At 72.3% G+C, this 17,984-nt stretch carries 12 protein-coding genes and 2 pseudogenes; 9 read left to right on the forward strand and 5 right to left on the reverse strand.

The genetic code is table 11. From position 1 onward, the window contains the following. Window positions 1-2: 2 nt before the first annotated feature. Together mmsA and chvE are read right to left on the reverse strand one after the other, a co-directional pair. The gene (mmsA, locus tag AB0N04_RS26355) at window positions 3-1,550 is read right to left on the reverse strand and encodes a multiple monosaccharide ABC transporter ATP-binding protein (RefSeq protein ID WP_360212079.1); all 1,548 of its coding nucleotides are present in this window, start codon (window positions 1,548-1,550) and stop codon (window positions 3-5) included. Window positions 1,551-1,630: 80 nt separating this feature from the next. Continuing rightward, window positions 1,631-2,725: a multiple monosaccharide ABC transporter substrate-binding protein gene (gene chvE / locus AB0N04_RS26360; RefSeq protein WP_360212081.1), complete on the reverse strand. Its 1,095-nt coding sequence runs from the start codon at window positions 2,723-2,725 to the stop codon at window positions 1,631-1,633. Between the two features lie 480 nt (window positions 2,726-3,205). Here chvE and AB0N04_RS26365 point away from each other — a divergent pair, with 480 nt between their 5' ends. From AB0N04_RS26365 to AB0N04_RS26395, 7 genes and pseudogenes are all read left to right on the forward strand, one after another. Beyond that, window positions 3,206-4,240, forward strand: coding sequence for a LacI family DNA-binding transcriptional regulator (locus AB0N04_RS26365; RefSeq protein WP_360212083.1), 1,035 nt, complete (start codon window positions 3,206-3,208; stop codon window positions 4,238-4,240). Between the two features lie 329 nt (window positions 4,241-4,569). Then, window positions 4,570-6,267, forward strand: coding sequence for a ribulokinase (locus AB0N04_RS26370; protein ID WP_360212085.1), 1,698 nt, complete (start codon window positions 4,570-4,572; stop codon window positions 6,265-6,267). Continuing rightward, on the forward strand, window positions 6,264-6,938 hold the full coding sequence (locus AB0N04_RS26375; RefSeq protein WP_360212087.1) for an L-ribulose-5-phosphate 4-epimerase: 675 nt from the start codon (window positions 6,264-6,266) through the stop codon (window positions 6,936-6,938). Before AB0N04_RS26370 ends, AB0N04_RS26375 begins: the two co-directional genes overlap by 4 nt. A gap of 11 nt (window positions 6,939-6,949) precedes the next feature. After that, window positions 6,950-8,458 carry an L-arabinose isomerase gene (araA, locus tag AB0N04_RS26380; RefSeq protein WP_360212089.1) on the forward strand — a complete coding sequence of 503 codons (1,509 nt, stop codon included), beginning with the start codon at window positions 6,950-6,952 and terminating at the stop codon, window positions 8,456-8,458. An 80-nt stretch (window positions 8,459-8,538) separates the two neighbouring features. Further along, on the forward strand, window positions 8,539-9,627 hold the full coding sequence (locus tag AB0N04_RS26385; RefSeq protein WP_360212091.1) for an aldose epimerase family protein: 1,089 nt from the start codon (window positions 8,539-8,541) through the stop codon (window positions 9,625-9,627). 273 nt (window positions 9,628-9,900) lie between these two features. After that, window positions 9,901-10,204, forward strand: a pseudogene (locus AB0N04_RS26390) (TIM-barrel domain-containing protein); the annotation flags it as partial. Window positions 10,205-10,541: 337 nt separating this feature from the next. Next, window positions 10,542-11,585 carry a LacI family DNA-binding transcriptional regulator gene (locus tag AB0N04_RS26395; protein ID WP_360212093.1) on the forward strand — a complete coding sequence of 348 codons (1,044 nt, stop codon included), beginning with the start codon at window positions 10,542-10,544 and terminating at the stop codon, window positions 11,583-11,585. Between the two features lie 40 nt (window positions 11,586-11,625). Here AB0N04_RS26395 and AB0N04_RS26400 read toward each other — a convergent pair whose 3' ends face one another. Next, on the reverse strand, window positions 11,626-12,597 hold the full coding sequence (locus tag AB0N04_RS26400) for a glycoside hydrolase family 6 protein (protein ID WP_360212095.1): 972 nt from the start codon (window positions 12,595-12,597) through the stop codon (window positions 11,626-11,628). Between the two features lie 260 nt (window positions 12,598-12,857). On the opposite strand from AB0N04_RS26400, the gene AB0N04_RS26405 reads away from it, so the two are divergent. After that, window positions 12,858-13,883 (forward strand): LacI family DNA-binding transcriptional regulator, encoded by a 1,026-nt coding sequence (locus tag AB0N04_RS26405; RefSeq protein WP_360212097.1) that lies wholly within the window; start codon window positions 12,858-12,860, stop codon window positions 13,881-13,883. Window positions 13,884-13,969: 86 nt separating this feature from the next. Here AB0N04_RS26405 and AB0N04_RS26410 read toward each other — a convergent pair whose 3' ends face one another. After that, the gene (locus tag AB0N04_RS26410) at window positions 13,970-15,394 is read right to left on the reverse strand and encodes a non-reducing end alpha-L-arabinofuranosidase family hydrolase (RefSeq protein ID WP_360212099.1); all 1,425 of its coding nucleotides are present in this window, start codon (window positions 15,392-15,394) and stop codon (window positions 13,970-13,972) included. 605 nt (window positions 15,395-15,999) lie between these two features. Here AB0N04_RS26410 and AB0N04_RS26415 point away from each other — a divergent pair. Then, on the forward strand, window positions 16,000-17,349 hold the full coding sequence (locus AB0N04_RS26415; RefSeq protein WP_360212101.1) for a PHB depolymerase family esterase: 1,350 nt from the start codon (window positions 16,000-16,002) through the stop codon (window positions 17,347-17,349). Window positions 17,350-17,476: 127 nt separating this feature from the next. On the opposite strand, the pseudogene AB0N04_RS26420 reads toward AB0N04_RS26415, so the two are convergent. Continuing rightward, window positions 17,477-17,878: pseudogene (locus AB0N04_RS26420) on the reverse strand (substrate-binding domain-containing protein); the annotation flags it as partial. Window positions 17,879-17,984: the final 106 nt, after the last annotated feature.

The raw sequence follows: 17,984 nt of genomic DNA on the forward strand, positions 1-17,984 counted from the left end.
CCTTACACCTGCTCGTTGCTGGAGGCGGCGCTCATGGTCATGAGCCGCATGAGGGATTCCTGGGTGGCGTCGGCTCGGGCGACCTCGCCGGTGATCCGGCCTTCGGCCATGGTGTAGATCCGGTCGCACAGGCCCAGGAGTTCGGGGAGTTCGGACGAGATGACGAGCACCGCCTTGCCCTGGGCGGCGAGGTCGGCGATGACGGCGTAGATCTCCGCCTTCGCGCCGATGTCGATGCCACGGGTGGGCTCGTCGAGGATCAGCACCTCGGGCTCGGCGAAGATCCACTTGCTGAGGACGACCTTCTGCTGGTTGCCGCCGCTGAGCGTGCCGGTCCTGGTGAACACCGTCGGGGCCTTGATGTTCATGGTGCGGCGGAAGGACTCGGCGACCCTGGCCTCCTCGTGCCGGTCGACGCGGCCGTGGCGGGCGACCCTGCCGAGCGCGCTCAGCGAGATGTTGCGGCTGATGTCGTCGATGAGGTTGAGGCCCAGCTGCTTGCGGTCCTCGGTGACGTAGGCGATGCCGTGCCCGATCGCCTCGGGGACGGTCCGGGTGCGGATCTCCCGCCCGTGCAGCCGGACCCGCCCGGCCGCCCACCGCCCGTACGAGCGGCCGAAGACGCTCATGGCCAGCTCCGTGCGGCCGGCGCCCATCAGGCCGGCGATGCCCACGATCTCACCGCGCCGCACGCTCAGCGAGGCGCCGTCCACCACCATGCGCTGCTGGTCGATCGGGTGCCGCACGCTCCAGTCCTCGACCTCGAACGCGACCTCGCCGATGTCGGGGGTGCGCTCCGGGTAGCGGTGCTCCAGGTCCCGGCCGACCATGCCGCGGATGATCCGCTCCTCGGAGATGCCCTCGGGGCCGATCGCGATGGTCTCGATGGTGCGCCCGTCGCGCAGGATGGTCACGGAGTCCGCGACCCGGGCGATCTCGTTCAGCTTGTGCGAGATGATGATGCAGGAGATGCCCTGCGCCTTGAGTTCGACGATCAGGTCGAGCAGCTTGCGGCTGTCCTCGTCGTTCAGCGCGGCCGTCGGCTCGTCAAGGATGAGCAGCTTGACCTTCTTGGCCAGCGCCTTGGCGATCTCGACCAGCTGCTGCTTGCCCACGCCGAGGTCGGCGATCCGGGTGTGCGGGCTCTCGGCGAGGCCGACCTGACGGAGCAGTTCGGCGGCGTGGGTGAGCGTGCGCTGCCAGCTGATGATGCCCCGGGAGGCGTGCTCGTTGCCGAGGAAGACGTTCTCGGCGATGGACAGGTACGGCACCAGCGCCAGTTCCTGGTGGATGATGACGATGCCGCGCTGCTCGCTGGCCCGGATGTCCTTGAACCGGCAGGGCTCGCCCTCGAAGAGGATCTCGCCCTCGTAGCCGCCGTGCGGGTGGACGCCGCTGAGCACCTTCATCAGGGTGGACTTGCCGGCGCCGTTCTCACCGCAGACGGCGTGCACCTCGCCGGCGGCGACGCTCAGGTTGACCTCGGAGAGCGCCTTCACGCCGGGGAACGACTTGCTGATCGACCGCATTTCGAGAACGGGTCCGGCCATGGTTGTGCGTCCGTATCGTTCGGGGCGGTGCGGGCCGGTCTCCCGGGCGCCGCACCGCCGGTTCGGCAGGGCCCGGCTGACTACTTGAGCTGGTCCGCGGTGTACTGGCCGCTGTCGACCAGGACCTTCTGGTAGTTGTCCTTGTCGACGCTGACCGGCTGCAGCAGCTGGGCCGGGACGGTCTTGACGCCGTTGTCGTACTGGCTGGTGTCGTTGACCTCGGGCTTGCCGCCGGTGAGCAGCGCGTCGCCCATCTGGACGGCGGCCTTGGCCAGCTGCCGGGTGTCCTTGTACACCGTCTGGGTCTGCTCGCCCGCGATGATCGACTTCACCGAGGCCAGCTCGCCGTCCTGGCCCGTGACGACGGGCAGCGACTTCGCGGTGCCGTAGCCGACGCCCTTCAGGGAGGAGATGATGCCGATCGAGATGCCGTCGTACGGAGAGAGCACGGCGTCGACGTGGGCGCTGGTGTACGACTTGCTGAGCAGGTTGTCCATCCGGGACTGGGCGAGCCCGCCGTCCCAGCGCAGCGTGGCGACCTGGTTGAACTCGGTCTGGCCGCTCTGCACGACCAGCTTCTTCTGGTCGATGTACGGCTTGAGGACGCTCATCGCGCCGTTGAAGAAGAACGTGGCGTTGTTGTCGTCGGGGGAGCCGGCGAAGAGCTCGACGTTGAACGGGCCCTTGCCGTCCTTGAGGCCGAGCTTGTCGGCGATGTAGCCGCCCTGGAGGACGCCGACCTTGTAGTTGTCGAAGGTCGCGTAGTAGTCGACGTTCGCAGTGCCGCGGATGAGGCGGTCGTAGGAGATCACCGGGATGTGGGCGTCGGCGGCCTTCTGCAGCACGTTGGTGAGGGAGGAGCCGTCGATGGCGGCGATCACCAGCAGCTTGGCGCCCTTGGTGATCATGTTCTCCACCTGGGAGACCTGGTTCTCGACCACGTTGTCGCCGTACTGCAGGTCGGTCTTGTAGCCCTTGGCCTGGAACTCCTTGACCATGTTGGTGCCGTCGTTGATCCAGCGTTCCGACGACTTGGTCGGCATCGCGATGCCGACCAGACCGCCCTTGGCGTCCCCCTTGGCCGCGCCGTCGCCGCCGCCGTTGGCGCTCTGGCCGCAGGCCGCCAGTGAGAGCACCAGGCCCGCGGCGACCAGGCCCGCCGAAATCTTCCGCACAGTTCCTCCAGTGGTGTTCCGCGACCGGCCCAGCGCGTCCTCTGACTGGGCGGCTGGGAGCGGTCGGGCGAGGCCGGCCGGGAGCGGTCCCTCGGGCTGTGGGGCGTCGGGGTGGCGGCCGCCCTGGCCTGGCGTTACATGAGTGTTAACGCTCACATCTGTTGGAGTCAAGAGGGTTCGGGGCATCGTTGGGTCCCCGAGATCTGGCGTCGGCTCCCGGGCGGCGCGCGTCGCAGGCTGCGGATCGGGGGCGGCGGATCGGGGGCGGCGGAGCCACCCGCGGGCGGTCCGGCCGGTGCTCGTCGAGCCGCCGCCTCCACCGTCCGGGGGGCGACCCTGTGCGCGCTGCTCTGCCGCGCCGGTCGGTTGCCGGCGGCCCGGGCGGCCGGCGCGAAGAGTGCCGCGTCCTTCGACCGAGGGTGACGGAACGCCCCGGGCCTGGTCGCGTACTGTGGGCGGCAGCCGAGGAGGGGAGAGCCCGTGGGAACCGAGAGTGCCGGGACGGAACAGCGCCAGCCCGTGATGGCGGACGTGGCGAAACTGGCGGGTGTGTCCCACCAGACGGTGTCCCGGGTGCTCAACGGCGCCCCGCACGTGCGGCCGGACACCCGGGAGCGCGTGCTGGCCGCCATCCGCGAACTGGACTACCGGCCCAACTCCGCCGCCCGCGCCCTGGTCACCCGCCGCTCGCAGACCCTCGGTGTGGTCAGCTTCGAATCGACGCTGTACGGACCGGCCTCGATGCTGGACGGCATCGAGCAGGCCGCCCGCAGCGCCGGGTACTTCGTGAGCGTCACCAGCCTGCGCTCCCTCGACGGCCGGTCGGTCCAGGAGGCGGTCGACCGGCTGCGCGACCGGGGGGTGGAGGGCGTCGTGGTGATCGCGCCGCAGACCTCCGCGGTCAGTGCCGTGGCCCGGCTCTCCAGCTCGGTGCCGGTCGTCGCGGTCGGCTCGGGCAACCAGACCCAGGTGCCGATGGTGTCGGTGGGAAACCGCTTCGGTGCCGGCCAGGCCACCGGGCACCTGCTCGACCTGGGCCACCGCACCGTGCACCACGTGGCCGGGCCGGCCAACTGGCTGGAGAGCCAGGACCGCGAGGAGGGCTGGCGCAGCACGCTGCAGGCGGCCGGGGCCCCCGTGCCGGAGGTCGAGCGGGGTGACTGGAGTGCCCGCTCGGGCTACCAGGCCGGGTTGCGGATCGCGGGACTGCCCGACGTCACGGCCGTCTTCTGCGCCAACGACCACATGGCCCTCGGTCTGCTGCGGGCCCTGAACGAGGGCGGCCGGGCGGTGCCCGAGGAGATCAGTGTGGTCGGCTTCGACGACATCCCGGAGGCCGCCTACTTCATCCCGCCGCTGACCACCGTGCGGCAGGACTTCGGCGAACTCGGCAGGCGGGCGCTGGAGCTGCTGCTGGGGGAGCTGGAGGGCGATGCGAGGTCCGCGCCGAGCCACGTGCGGATCCAGCCCGAGCTGGTGCTGCGCCGCAGCGTGGGCCCGGTCGTCCGCCGTTGAACCGCCGGCGCCGCGCGCCGCGTCGACCGCCCGGGCGGACGGACGTCGGGCGAGGGTAGGTCCCTTGACACGTTGAATGTTAACGCTCACAATTTCTGTGAGCGTTAACACGAGTGAAACGCCCGCCCACTCCACCGGCCGAGCGCCCCCGTTTCCCGCTTCTGGGCGCCGGCCGGTGGTCCATCGTTCCGCCCCTCCTGAGGGGGAGGCCGCGGAACGGAGCCTGTCGCCGGTGAGCTGCCCCCTGCCCCGGCCGCGGACCCACCGGCGACAGGCGACACCACAGGTGTGTCGCCCCAGTGCCCGGCCCCCGTACGAAGGATGACGACGTGACCGTGAATCCCGCTGTCCCCGACCCGGAGAGATACGTCGTCGGGATCGACTTCGGTACCCTCTCCGGCCGCGCCGTGGTGGTCCGCGTGCGCGACGGCGAGGAGGTCGCCACCGCCGTCCACGAGTACCCGCACGCCGTCATCGAGCGCGAACTGCCGGGCACGGGACAGCCCTTGCCGCCCGACTGGGCGCTGCAGCACCCCGGTGACTGGCGCGAGGTGCTGCAGACCGCCGTCCCGGCGGCACTCGCCGCCGCCGGCGTCGATCCCGCGCACGTCATCGGGATCGCCACCGACTTCACGGCCTGCACCGTGCTGCCCGTGCTCCGCGACGGCACCCCGCTGGCCGAGACGGCCGACTGGGCGTCCCGCCCGCACGCCTGGCCCAAGCTCTGGAAGCACCACGCCGCCCAGGCCCAGGCGGACCGCATCAACTCCCTGGCCCACGCCCGGGGGGAGAAGTGGATCTCCCGCTACGGCGGGAGGATCTCCGCGGAGTGGCAGTACGCCAAGGCCCTCCAGGTCCTGGAGGAGGACCCGGCCGTCTACACCGCGACCGAGCGCTGGATCGAGGCCGCCGACTGGATCGTCTGGCAGCTCACCGGGGCCGAGAGCCGCAACACCTGCACCGCCGGGTACAAGGGCATCCACCAGGACGGGAGCTATCCGAGCGAGGACTACCTCGCCGCGCTCCACCCCGGGTTCGCCGACTTCGCCCGCACCCGCCTGGAGCACCCGCTCTCCCCGCTCGGCTCCCGGGTCGGCTCGCTCACCGCGCAGGCGGCACGGTGGACCGGCCTGCCCGAGGGGATCGCGGTCGCCGCCGGCAACGTCGACGCGCACGTCGCGGCACCGGCCGCCCGCGCCGTCGACAACGGCCGACTCCTCGCCATCATGGGCACGTCCACCTGCCACGTCGTCAACGGCGCGGCGCTCGCCGACGTCCCCGGCATCTGCGGCGTGGTCGATGGCGGCATCGTCGCCGGCTCCTACGGCTACGAGGCAGGACAGAGCGCCGTCGGCGACATCTTCGCCTGGTGGCTGCGCCAGGGCGTCCCCGCGGACTACCTGGCCGAAGCCGAGGCCGGCGGCGAGGACCTGCACCGGCTGCTCACCCGCAAGGCCGCCGCCCAACCCGTCGGCGCGCACGGACTGGTGGCGCTCGACTGGATGAACGGCAACCGCTCCACGCTGGTGGACCACCACCTGTCCGGCGTGATCGTCGGGCTCACCCTGGCCACCCGCCCCGAGGAGATCTACCGGGCCCTGCTGGAAGCCACCGCCTTCGGAACCCGCGTCATCGTCGAGGCCCTGGAGCAGGGCGGGGTCCCCGTCACCGAGTTCATCGTCACCGGCGGCCTCAAGAAGAACACCCTGCTGATGCAGATCCACGCCGACGTGCTGCGCCGCCCGGTATCGGTCGCCGAGTCGGAGCAGGGCCCCGCGCTCGGATCCGCGATCCACGCCGCGGTCGCCGCCGGGGCGTACCCGGACGTACGGAGCGCGGCCGAGGCCATGGGCCGGGTGCGGCGGGGCGCGTACCGGCCCGATCCGGCCGACGCGGACGCCTACGACCGGCTCTTCGCCGAGTACCGCGCCCTGCACGACCACTTCGGTCTCGGGGCCGACAAGCTCCTGCACCGTCTGCGGGACATCCGCAACGCCGCCCTCACCACACCGAGCGAGGCCCTGTGAACGCGACCGCGACCATCGACGCCGTCCGCCGCCAGGTCAGCGACCTGCACCAGGAACTGGTCCGCTACAACCTGGTGGTCTGGACCGCCGGCAACGTCTCCGCCCGCGTCCCCGGAGCGGACCTGCTGGTCATCAAGCCCAGCGGCGTCTCCTACGACGACCTGTCGCCGCAGAACATGATCGTCTGCGACCTGGACGGCAACGTCGTCGAGGGAGCCCACGCGCCGTCCTCGGACACCGCCGCGCACGCCTACGTCTACCGCCACCTGCCCGAGGTCGGCGGGGTGGTCCACACCCACTCCACCTACGCCTGCGCCTGGGCGGCCCGCGGCGAGGCGGTCCCCTGCGTCCTGACCGCGATGGCCGACGAGTTCGGCGCCGAGATCCCCGTCGGCCCGTTCGCGCTGATCGGCGACGACTCGATCGGCCGGGGCATCGTGGACACCCTCAAGGGCCACCGCTCACCCGCCGTGCTGATGCAGAACCACGGCGTCTTCACCATCGGCAAGGACGCCAGGGCCGCCGTGAAGGCCGCCGTGATGTGCGAGGACGTCGCCCGCACCGTTCACCTCTCCCGCCAGCTCGGCGAGCCCCTGCCGATCGCGCAGGCCGACATCGACAGCCTCAACTTCCGCTACCAGAACGTCTACGGCCAGCCCCAGGCCGGATGAGGAGCCACCCCATGAAGAAGCCACTGGAGGGCCGCCAGGTCTGGTTCCTGACCGGCAGCCAAGGGCTCTACGGCGACGACACGCTGCGCCAGGTCGCCGAGCAGTCCCGGCGGATCGCCGAGACCCTGGACGGCGACGCCGGTGTCCCGGTCGAGATCGTCTGGAAGCCCGTCCTCACCGACGCCGCGGCGATCCGGCGGATCTGTCTGGAAGCCAACTCCGCCGACGACTGCATCGGCCTGATCGCCTGGATGCACACCTTCTCCCCGGCGAAGATGTGGATCGCCGGCCTGGACGCCCTGCAGAAGCCGCTGCTCCACCTGCACACCCAGGCCAACGTCGAACTGCCCTGGCAGAGCATCGACATGGACTTCATGAACCTGAACCAGGCCGCCCACGGCGACCGCGAGTTCGGCTACATCCAGTCCCGCCTCGGCGTGCCGCGCAAGACCGTCGCCGGCCACGTCAGCGACCCGGCCGTCGCGGCCCGGATCGCCGCCTGGGCCCGCGCCGCCGTCGGCCGCGCCGACCTGCGCAGCCTCAAGCTCGCCCGCTTCGGCGACAACATGCGCGACGTCGCCGTCACCGAGGGCGACAAGGTCGAGGCCCAGCTGCGCTTCGGCGTCTCCGTCAACACCTACGGCGTCAACGACCTCGTCGTCGCCGTGGACGCTGCGGAGGACGGCGACGTCGCCGCCCTGGTCAAGGAGTACGAGGACGGCTACCGCCTCGCGTCCGAGCTGCGGGCCGGCGGTGAGCGCCACGAGTCGCTGCGCTACGCGGCGCGGATCGAGCTCGGCCTGCGCGGGTTCCTGGAGCAGGGCGGCTTCCGGGCCTTCACCACCAACTTCGAGGACCTCGGCGGGCTGCGCCAACTGCCCGGCCTCGCCGTCCAGCGGCTGATGGCCGACGGGTACGGCTTCGGCGGCGAGGGCGACTGGAAGACCGCCACCCTGCTGCGCACCCTCAAGGCGGCCTCCACCGGCCTGCCCGGCGGCACCTCCTTCATGGAGGACTACACCTACCACCTGGAGTTCGGCAGCGAGCTGATCCTCGGCGCCCACATGCTGGAGGTCTGCCCGAGCATCGCGGCCGGCACCCCCTCCTGCGAGATCCACCCGCTCTCCATCGGTGGGCGCGAGGACCCCGTCCGGCTGGTCTTCGACGCCGAACCCGGCCCCGCGGTGGTGGTCGGCCTCGCCGACCTCGGTGACCGCTTCCGGCTGGTCGCCAACGAGGTGGACGTCGTCGCGCCGCCGGCGCCGCTGCCCAACCTGCCCGTGGCCCGCGCCGTCTGGAAGCCCCGCCCGGACCTGCACACCTCCACCGAGGCCTGGCTGACGGCCGGCGCGCCGCACCACACCGTGCTCTCCGGCGCCCTCGGCACCGAGGAGCTCGAGGACCTCGCCGAGATGCTCGGCGTCGAACTGCTGGTGATCGACGACGACACCAACATCCGTCGGTTCACCAAGGAACTGCGCTGGAACCAGGCCTACCACCGCCTGTCCCAGGGGCTGTGAGACCTCGGTCCGGCAACCGGCGACGCCCGCCCGGCGGGCGTCGCCGTTCCCCGCAGCCCCGTGAGCATCGGAGTGATCCCGTGTCGAGTGACGCACTCGTGTCCGAGGGCGAACTGACCGTCTCCCAGGGCGTTTTCGCCGCCCTGCCCGACGGCCGGCCCGTCACCCGCTGGACCGTCGGCTCCCCGGAGGGCGTCACGGCCGAGGTGCTCGACCTCGGCGCCCGCCTCCAGGCCCTCCACGCGCCCGACCGGAACGGGCGGCTCGCCAATGTCGTCCTCGCCTGCGACGGCGTCGACGACCTCCTCGGCGATGCCGCGTACTTCGGTGCGACGGTCGGGCGCTACGCCAACCGGATCGCCGGCGGCGTCCTGCCGGTGGCCGGTACGACGCACCGGCTGGCGACCCAGGCCGCCGGCCACACCCTGCACGGAGGCCCGGACGGCTTCGCGACCCGCCTGTGGGAGGGCGTCGCCGTCCGGGAGGGGAGGCGGGCCGGAGTGCGGCTGCGCCTGCACAGCCCCGACGGGGACCAGGGGTTCCCGGGAGCGCTCACCGCCGAGGTGACGTACCTGCTCGACCCGGCCGGTGCGCTGTGGATCGGCTACCGGGCGACCACGGACGCCCCGACGGTCGTCAACCTCACCAACCACGCCTACCTGAACCTCGCGGGCGAGGGCGGCGGTACGGTGCTCGACCACCGCTTGCGGGTGGAGGCCGCGGGTTACCTACCGGTGGACGGCGGACTGATCCCGCTCGGCCCCGTCGCGTCCGTCGCCGGCACGCCCTTCGACCTGCGCGAGCCGGCGGTGATCGGCGAGCGGGTCACCGAGGGGGACCGGCAGGTCCGCCTGGCCGGTGCCGGCTTCGACCACACCTGGGTGCTGGCCGGCAGCGGCTTCCGGCGGGCCGCGGTGCTCAGCCACCCGGCGACCGGCCGGCGCGTCGAGTGCCTGACGACGGAACCGGGCCTCCAGGTCTACACCGGCAACCACTTCGACGGCTCGCTGACGGGCCGCTCCGGCCGTCCGTACCCGGCGTACGCCGGCATCGCGCTGGAGACGCAGCACTTCCCGGACTCGCCGAGCCGTCCCGAGTACCCCTCCACCGCCCTGCGCCCGGGTGAGGAGTTCCGCTCGACGACCGTCTACTGCTTCTCGGCGGGGTAGCGCACGCCGACCCGGATGACGGTGAACCGGCCGCCGCCATCAGGTCGGGGTCCTCCGTCGGCCGTTCGTACGGCTGGTACTCGTGGTGGTGGGCGGCGCCGGACGGCACGCGCGGGGGCGGCGGAAACCATGGTGCACCTCGGAACGCGGGGAGCCCCGGCCGCCGGAGGTCGCCGTCGGCCGGGGCGTGGACGGGGACGGTCAGCCGGCCGTGCCGGTCACGGTGTCGCCGGACCTGGTGACGGTGTGGAGGCCGGCACCGTGGCGGCCGGCCCCTTCCTCCACTCCTCCCGGGGCTACGGACTGCTGTGGAACGACCCCGCCACGGGTCTCGTCGACCTGGGCGCCGAGGCCACCCGGTGGACCGCCGCCGACACGGCGCAGATCCTGGACCTACACGCGGGTCACCGGGCGTCCGCCCCTGCTCCCGGAGTGGGCGTCCGGCTTCTGGCAGTCGAGGCTCCGCTACCGCACCCAGGACGAACTCCTGGCGCTGGCACGGGAGCGCCGGGAGCGCGGCCTGCCGCTGTCCGTCATCGTCTGCGACTTCTTCCACTGGCCGAGGACGGGCGACTGGTGCTTCACCGGGACCGTCCTCCCCTGGCACCGCCGCCCCGGACGCCCCCACCGGACGGCCTGCTGACCCGCGCTGACAGCACCTGCCGGCCCGTTCCCGCCTCCCCGCGGACCCCGCCCCACCGGCCACCCCGGCGGCCGGTGGGGCGGCCGGTTCGGCACCGACGGGCGAACGCCGTGCCGGCCGGTCCGCAGGCCGGGGGAGAGCCGGCGCTGCCGTTCGCGCAGGCCGGGGGTTCCGGCGGGGTTCGTCCCGCGGGGCCGAGCGGTTAGCATCCGTCCCGTACGGCCGGATCAGAGCAGCGGAGTTCGCCCGGCGGGGCGTGCAGGAGGACCTGGTGACAAGAGTGGCGACCCTGGCCGAGATCGCGCAGGAGGCGGGCGTCTCGGCACCGACCGTCTCGAAGGTCCTGAACGGCCGGGCCGACGTCGCCCCGGCCACCCGCGAGCGGGTGGAGAAGTTGCTGCGCCGGCACGGTTACCGCCGGCGGGGCGGCGACAGCCGGACGAGCCCGCTGCTCGACCTGGTCTTCCACGAGCTGGACAGCTCCTGGGCGACCGAGGTGATCCGCGGCGTCGAGAACGTGGCGCGCGAGGAGGGCCTGAGCATCGTGCTGTCCGAGTCCGCCGGTCGGCCCACGCCCGGTCAGTCCTGGGTGGACGGGGTGCTGGCCCGCCGGCCGACCGGTGTCCTGCTGGTGCTGTCCGGCCTGGAGCGGGCGCAGCAGGACCAGCTGACGGGCCGCGGCATCCCCTTCGTGGTGCTGGACCCGGCGGGCGACCCGGGTCGGCAGGTGCCCGCCGTCGGTACCACCAACTGGGACGGCGGCCTCGCCGCCACCCGGCACCTGCTGGACCTCGGCCACCGCCGGATCGGCCTCATCGGCGGGCCGGCCAGGATGATGTGCAGCCGGGCCCGGGCCGACGGGTACCGCGCGGCGCTGGACATGGCGGGCATCGTGTACGACCCGGAGCTGGTCCGCGAGGGGGACTTCCACCACGAGGCGGGCCGTCGGATCGGGCTCGAACTGCTGGGGCGGCCGGACCGGCCCACGGCGGTGTTCGCGGGGAACGACCTGCAGGCCCTCGGGCTCTACGAGGCCGCCCGGGAGCTGGGGCTGCGCGTCCCGGAGGACCTCAGCGTGGTCGGCTTCGACGACCTGCCGCTGGCCCGCTGGGTCGGTCCGCCGCTGACCACCGTCCGCCAGCCGCTGACCGAGATGGCCGAGGTCGCGGCCCGCCTGGTCATCGACCTCGGACGGGGGGCCAAGCCCGCCGCCCTGCGGGTGGACCTGGCCACCACGCTGGTCGAGCGCAGCAGCACCGCTCCGCCGCGGGAGGCGGCCGGACCGGTCGGCGACGGGTCGCCGGAGGCGGGGTGACCGCCGGGAGCGCGGGCAGGGCCGGTGCCGGTCGGGAGCTTCAGTAGCCGTAGATCATCCTGTAGCCGACCTCCGGCAGGAACTGTCCGGCCGAGGAGCCGCCGCCGACGCCGCAGTTGCCGTCGGACTCCCCGGGGATCTTGATCCAGAGCAGCATCTCGGCGCCGCCGCCGCGCTGTGTGGGGGTGCCGATCCGGCGACCGGCCGGGTTGCACCACTCGCCGTTCGAGCCGTTGCCGTTGCGGCTGGTGTCGACCACGAAGGGCTTGGTGTAGCCGAAGGAGCTCAGGGCGGCGTTGACGGCGTTGCCGTAGGCGGTGTTCCGGCCGGTGGCGAAGTAGTTGGAGACGTTCAGCGAGAAGCCGTGAGCCCCGCTGACACCGGCGGCGGCCAGCTGCTGTGCCATGGCCGGGGCGGCGATCCAGCCGGGGTTCCCGGCGTCGAGGTAGACCCAGGTGTTGGGGGCCTTCGCCTTGAACTGGGCGATGGCGTTCTTCAGCATGGCGTTGCGCTCGGCGACCTGGGCGGACGTCATACAGCTCTCGTGGCCGAGGGCGTCGGGTTCCAGGACGACGAGGGCCGGCCGGCTGCCGACGCCGCTCGCGAAGGCCGCGATCCAGCTGTCGTAGGCGCCCCGGCTGCCCGCACCGCCACCGGACTGGCCGGCGCAGACGTCCCGGTCGGGAATGTTGTAGGCGACCAGGATCGGCAGCTTGTCGGCGGCGTCGGCGCGGCCGACGTAGGCGCCGGCGGCCGCGCCGATGTCTCCGCTCCAGTTGCCGAACCAGCGGGCGGCCGGCGTGTTGCCGATGGAGGACCGGATCGCGCCGGCGCGGCCGTCGCCCGGGTTGGCGTCGGCCCAGAGCAGTGCGGAGTTGTCGGGGTCGGTGTAGAAGCCGCTGGTCATGCCGGTGGGGTCGGCGGCATGGGCCGGACCGGCGTTGACGACGGCGAGGGCGGCGGTGAGGGCACTCGCCAGCAGGGCGGCTGCGGTGCGGACGGAGCTGCGCACGGGTCTTCCTCCGGGTGGGGGCGGAGAGTGGAAGCGCTTCCAGTTCGGCCGGTGGGGGCGGGACGCGCTGAGGGGAGGATCGCTCCCAGCTGAGTGCATGTCAAGAGGTCGAGCGTCACGTCGACTTGGGCGGAGGCCGAAGCGTCAGGACGTGGAAGCGCTCCCGGACCACGTTTCCGCCGCAGGCCGGGAGGGCGCGGGAGGGCGTGGAATCATGGCGTCGTCCGCCGCCCGCGCGAACCCGAGGAGCAGTCCCTTCCATGCAGCCGCCCCCCAAACGCATGCCGACCCTCGACGAGGTCGCCGAACGAGCGGGCGTCTCGCGATCGGCGGCGTCCCGGGTGATCAACAACGCTCCGCACGTCAGCCGCGCCAAGCGCGAGGCGGTCCAGCGGGCCGTCAGGGAGCTGGGCTTCGTGCCGAATCCGACCGCGCAGGCGCTGGCGACCCGCCGGGTCGGCGCCGTGCTGCTCGCGGTCTCCAGCGACGAGCCGGGCCTGTTCGCCGACCCGTTCTTCGCCGAGGTCGTCGTCGGTGTCAGCGAAGTGCTCGAGTCGACGGACCTCGAACTGATCCTCCTGCTGGCCAACACCCCGCGCGGCCGGGAGCGGTTCGAACGGATGGTGCGCTCCCGCCGGGCCGACGGAGTGATGCTGATGGCGCTGCGCGGCGACGACCCGCTTGCCCGGCTGGGCGCGCAGGCCGACCTGCCGGTGGTCTTCGGCGGCCTCCCGCTGGTCGGCGAGCCACGGTGGTACGTGGACGCCGACAACCGGGGCGGCGGCCGACTGGCCGCCGAGCACTTCGTGCGGACCGGCCGCCGGCGGCCCGTCGCGATCACCGGTCAGCCGGACGCCCGGGCCGCCGTCGCGCGCGAGCAGGGCTTCGCCGAGGGGCTGGCGCTGGCCGGCGTGCCGCTGCTCGGGGTCGAGCCCGGTCACTTCACCGAGGACGGCGGCGCGGAGGCGATGGAGCGGCTGCTCCGCGAACACCGCGAGCCGGACGCGGTGTTCGCCGCCTCCGACGCCACCGCGATCGGCGCCTTGCGGACGCTGAGGCGGCACGGGCTGAAGGTGCCGGAGGACGTCGCCGTGATCGGGTTCAACGATCTGGCGAGTGCCCGGCACTCCAGTCCGCCCCTGACCACCATCCACCAGCCGGTGCGGGCGCTGGGGCAGGAGATGGCCCGGATGCTGGTCGGCGCCCTCGAGGGGCGGGACCCGAGCCCGCTGATCCTGCCGACCCGCCTGGTCGTGCGGGAGTCCGCCCCCGACGGGTCGCCCTGACGGTCGGAGTGCGGTCGCCGGGGCACCCGCGCTTGCGCGCGGGTGTCCTGGTGGTGGTGTGGGCGTCGTGTGGCTGGTGGGGTGGGTCAGTGTTGGAGGGTGAGGAGGGCGGGGCGCCAGGGGAGTTGGTCGTAGGGGCCGGTGGCGTTGGGGGCTTTGCCCTGGTAGAGGAGTTGGAGGTTGCAGGGGTCGATGGTCATGGTCTGGTCGGGGTTGTTGCGGACGAGGTCGCCGTGGCTGATGTCGTTGGTCCAGGTGGCGCCGCTGTTGGCTTTGCCGGCGAAGGGGTTGTTCTCGGTGGCGGCTTGGGGGGTCCAGGTGCCGTTGAGGCTGGTGGTGGTGAAGGAGCGGAAGTAGCGGTGTTCGTCGGTGCCGCGGGCTTCGACGATCATGAGGTACTGGTTCCGGTCCTTGACCTTGTAGACCTGGGGTGCTTCGAAGAGGTTCTTGACGGTGTCGGTCATGACGGTGGTGTAGGAGGAGCCGAAGTTGCCGGGGAAGTTGTCGATGGGCATGCTCGCCCGGTAGATGCTGCCGTTGTCGCCGGCGAAGAAGAGGTACATGTTCTGGTCGTCGGCGATGAGGGTCTGGTCGATCGGGGCGGCGCCGGGGATGGTGCCGGTGAACAGTGGTTGGGGGGCGGACCAGCCGTTGGGGTTGGTGGGGTCGTCGGAGGTGCGGTAGATGAAGGGCCACTGGCCCCACTGGTAGGCGAGGACCCAGGTCTTCTTGGGGGCGAAGTAGAAGAGGGTGGGGGCGACGGCGTTCTGGTTCATCGCGGTCTGGGGGGCGGTGGCCATGTCCGGCCAGTCGGTGAACGGGGCGAACGCCATGGAGCCGTAGGAGGATCCCGAGACGTTCGACGCGTAGACGAGGTGTTTGCCGTTGTAGACGACGTCGGTGAAGTCCTTCAGCGCGCCCCAGCCGTTCGCCGGCTGCGCGAGCGCGCTCGTGGACGACCACCGGTACGTCGACGGCAGCGCGCACGAGCCGCCCGTCGGCGCCGGCGTCGACGAACCGGACAGGCCGGTCCACTTCTGGTTGCTGCCGCCGGTGCACGTCCAGAGCTGGGCCGCCGTGCCGTTGGCCGTCCCCCCGCCGTCGACGTCCAGGCAGAGCCCGGACTCGACGCCGACGACCGTGCCGTCGGCGTTCACCCGCCACTGCTGGTTGGCCCCGCCGCTGCAGGACCAGATCTGCACCTTGGTGCCGACGGTGGTGGCGTGGTTCGGAACGTCCAGGCACTTGTCGCCGTACACCGTGAGCTGGTTGGCGGACATCGACGTCCACTGCTGGTTGGCACCGCCCCAGCAGTCGTAGATCTGCACGCCGGCACCGTCGGCCCGGCTGGCGTTCGACACGTCGAGGCAGCGGCCGGAGCCCACCCCGCGCAGGGCACCGGTGGTGGCCGCCTGGGCCGGGCCGGCGACGAGCGTCGCCGACAGTGCCACCGCGGCCGCGGTGGCGAGCAGGGCGGACAGCTTCTTGCGACTGGGATTGCGGCTGTGCATGGGGACCTCTCTCTCGGTGGACGGACGGGGCCGTCGCGCACCGCCGCGCACCGCCGCGCACCGCCGCGCACCGCCGTTCCCCGGGGACGACGTCTCGACCTCATTGCCGTTCCGCGGAGCCGACGCGGTTGTGCGTCACGTCGGCTCCGGGGCGTGGCGGCACTCCGGCGCTGATGTCCGGGAGAGGTCGCGTGCGGGGTCGGGGCGGGAAACCGTGCAGCGGGGACGTGCGGGCGCACGCGTCGTCAGGGTGTTGCGGGCGGACGGGGCAAGGAGTGTGGAGCGTGCGGGACGGCGAGGGTGTGGGTGGGCGCCGGAGCCTCGGACACGTCTGTTAGCGTTCACAATTTACCTGGCAGAAACCTGGGGCTGCCTGGGGGAAATCTCCAGCAACCTCGTGCGGCTTGTCAACACCACGGGCAGGAAAGGGTGTTGACGGGCGCCCTGTCGGACCGTTCCCGGCCACGGGCACCCGCGCGCTCCGGCATGCGCCCGGCGCGGGGGCCGTTGACGGCAGGGGCGGACCGGCGCGACCATCGGTGGTGTTGTTCCGCGGTGGGCGCCGGAACCTCCTCGCGATCTGGCAATCCAGACGGAGAGGTCCCATGCCCCGATCCCGCCCGCTCGTCGCCCGGCTGCTCGGCGTCATCGCCGTGCTCTGCCTCGCGATGGGCCTGAGCCTGCAGACCGCCCCCCGGGCGGCCGCGGCGTCGCTGACCCGGATCACGAACTTCGGCACCAATCCGACCGGGCTGGTGATGAACCTGTACGTGCCGGCGAGTGTCAAGGCCGACCCGCCGATCCTGCTGGCGTTGCACGGGTGTCAGGGGAGCGGCCCCTACCTGTACTCGAGTACCGACTTCGCTTCGCTGGCCGACCGGTACGGATTCCTCGTCATCTACCCCTCGACCAACCCCGGCGGGAGCTGCTGGGACGTCTCCTCCGACCAGGCGCTGACCCGCAACGGCGGCAGCGACCCGGTCGGCCTGATGTCGATGATCACCTACACGGAGCAGCACTACGGCGGCAACGCCAACGCCGTGTACGTGACCGGGCAGTCGTCGGGCGGAATGATGACGAACGTGATGCTCGCCGACTACCCCGATGTGTTCAAGGCGGGCGCGGCGTTCATGGGAGTGCCCTACCACTGCTTCTACACCGGCTCGGTCCGCGGCTGGAACTCGGCCTGCGCCCAGGGCCAGACCTCCAGGACCCCGCAGCAGTGGGGAGGTCTGGTGCGCAGCACCGGCTATCCCGGCTACACCGGGCGGCGTCCGCGGGTGCAACTCTGGCACGGAACCGCCGACGCCATCCTGAGCCACAACGACCTCGGCGAGGAGGTCAAGCAGTGGACCGACGTCCTGGGCGTGAGCCAGACCCCGTCGGCCACGGACAGCCCGGTCGCCGACTGGACCCGCACCCGGTACGACAACGGCGCCGGCGTCACCCAGGTGGAGGCGTACAGCCTCGCCGGCGCCGGGCACGAACTCCCGGTCAAGGGCTCCACGATGGCCGCCGAGGCGATCCGCTTCATGGGCCTCGCGGCCGGATCCTCCGGTGGCGGTACGACGGGCGCGCTGCGTGCGGTGGACGCCGGCAAGTGCCTGACGGGCGCAGGCGCCGCGTCGGGGAGGCAGCAGCAGATCCACGCCTGCACCGGTGCCGCCGACCAGGCCTGGACCAGGACGTCCGCCGGCCGGCTGACCGTGACCGTGGGCGGCAGCACGCTGTGCCTGGACGCCGCGGGGCGCGGCACCACGCCCGGCACCGCCGTCATCGTCTGGGCCTGCAGCGGCCAGGCCAACCAGCAGTGGCAGCTGAACTCCAACGGCACCATCACCGGGGCGCAGTCGGGACTCTGCCTGGACGTGGCCGGCCTGGCGACCACCGACGGCACCCCGGTCCAGTTGTGGACCTGCGGCGGCGGCCGGAACCAGCAGTGGACCTTGGGATGAGAACGGGTGGGCACCGGTCAGAGCGCCCGGAGGGGCGGCCGGCGCGCCGAGTCCTTCCGGGGTCCACCGCATCTCTGGTATCTCCGGCGAGCGGGTGACCGGGTGACCAGGGCGGAGCGCGTGGCCACTGGGTGACGCCGAGCGCCTGCAGGTCGCTGCCGGCGGAGATCGCGGTGGGACGGTCGGGGAGCTCCAACAGCCGTTCGGCCTGGGTGAATCCACCTTCGGCGTGGACGTCGCCGAAGGCCGTCAGCTCGGGAGTGGTGCCGAGCCCGGCCACGGACATCGCGGAGCGGTAGCCGTCCAGCCGGGCCAGGGAACAGAGCATGTCCTCGGGGTCGGTGACGATGGCGATGCGCCGGTGGCCGAGTTCGATCAGGTGCCGGGCGGCGGCGAGACCGCCGGCCCAGTTGGCCGAGCCCACCGAGGGCACGTCCGGATCGGGGTCGCCCGCCGGGTCGATGATCGCGAACGGGGCGGAGCGCGCGCGCAGTTGGCGCTTGAGTCCGGGCGGCAGGCTGGAGACGACCGTTCCGTCACCCTCGGCAGGAGGGGTTGACCCGAAACATCCCCGCAACCTACCGTCCCGGGCAAGCGAAGTTTTCGACGTACAGCCCGAAACTTTCTGGAGGCTC

Source organism: Kitasatospora sp. NPDC051702 (assembly GCF_040681575.1).
In the GTDB taxonomy this organism is placed as follows: Bacteria; Actinomycetota; Actinomycetes; order Streptomycetales; family Streptomycetaceae; genus Kitasatospora.